The sequence below is a fragment of the Nitratireductor indicus C115 genome, assembly GCF_000300515.1.
GTDB classification, from domain to species: domain Bacteria; phylum Pseudomonadota; class Alphaproteobacteria; order Rhizobiales; family Rhizobiaceae; genus Nitratireductor; species Nitratireductor indicus.
This window is the reverse complement of sequence record NZ_AMSI01000057.1, coordinates 1-1,101: the sequence shown is the minus strand read 5'-3', so window position 1 is coordinate 1,101 and position 1,101 is coordinate 1. Positions and strand designations below refer to the sequence as shown.

Genomic DNA, 1,101 nt, shown 5'->3' with positions numbered 1-1,101 from the left:
TTCGGGGGTATCGAGCAACACCCTCAAATCGCCGTTTCCGCAATTCTGGAAGCCCCTGCGAACCACATTCCCGAAAAGCAGCACCACAGGCCGGTTTTGATCTCCGGTCGTGCCATTCTTGCGTGATGAGGCAGCGGCATCAAGCCGCCACCTTTGCCCCGCCACGTCGCTTCTTCGTCTTCTTGAACCAGACCGCCGCCAGCGCGCGCCACTGAGGAACCTTGTGCGTGGCCGCAAACACCTTGGCCTCGTCATCCAGCAAGATCGCACTCCCCTGAATAGCGTCGGTGAGGGCTTCGGCCTCGATGTGCTCGGAGAACTCCGGATCGGTCAGCAGAAGCTCGCAGGCCTTCACCTGCGGCGCGGTGATCGGTGAAAGCTCGGCCTGCACCAGCACGTCGAGGATCTGTCGCGCCCGCATCGCGCCACGGCGATCCACAAGACCGCGAATGGCAGCGATTGCGACGGTCTGCGCGGGCTTGATCTTTCCCTGACCGGCCGGATAGCGAAGGATCGTCAGACCAGCCCGCTCCGCCACCTGGCTGATTGTGACCGCATCCGGATCGTTCGCCGCCAGCTTCGCCCAATACATCTCGAGCGGGGAGACGTTCTTCCGGTCCCCGTTCACGGCGACAAACGTCTCAGCTTCCGCGACCGTCCCGGACACTGCCACGATCACCGCAGGGACATGCTGGACGTTGGGATGGCGCTTGGCGGCTTCGAGGCGGTGCTGACCGTCGATGCAGTGGTAGCGCTCGTTTTCGGTCGGCGCGACCACGATGGCGCCGAAGCTATCCCATGCGAACCACGTCATGATCTTCTCGACGCGAATTTCATCGAGACCGCGCTGATAGGCGGCGTCGATGTCGATCAGGCCCTTATCGATCCAGTCGAGCACCGGAACCTCGCCGGGGTCACGGTAGTCCTGCACCGGGCAGTCGTTTTCTGCTGTATCGCTCATCACGCCACCTCATAGGTCAGTTGGATTTCGATGGCGCTGGGTGCGCCGTTCTCGACAATCCTCTCTCGCCCGATCACAGCGAGCTCGTCGGCCCGCTCATTGCCTTCAATTCCGGCATGGCCCTTCACCCATTCCAGAGT

The 1,101-nt window shown here is 62.3% G+C and carries 2 protein-coding genes; both read right to left on the bottom strand.

The annotated features are described in order from the left end of the window. Positions 1-139: 139 nt before the first annotated feature. Entirely contained in the window at positions 140-961 is an 822-nt protein-coding gene (locus NA8A_RS24180) for a DUF262 domain-containing protein (RefSeq protein WP_009453078.1), read from the bottom strand. Beyond that, positions 961-1,098 (bottom strand): RNase H family protein, encoded by a 138-nt coding sequence (locus NA8A_RS25750; protein ID WP_420864583.1) that lies wholly within the window; start codon positions 1,096-1,098, stop codon positions 961-963. Before NA8A_RS25750 ends, NA8A_RS24180 begins: the two co-directional genes overlap by 1 nt. Positions 1,099-1,101: the final 3 nt, after the last annotated feature.

Excerpts from the sequence above, each read along its gene's own strand:
- NA8A_RS24180 (WP_009453078.1), bottom strand. The coding sequence starts at position 961 with ATGAGCGATACAGCAGAAAACGACTGCCCGGTGCAGGACTACCGTGAC.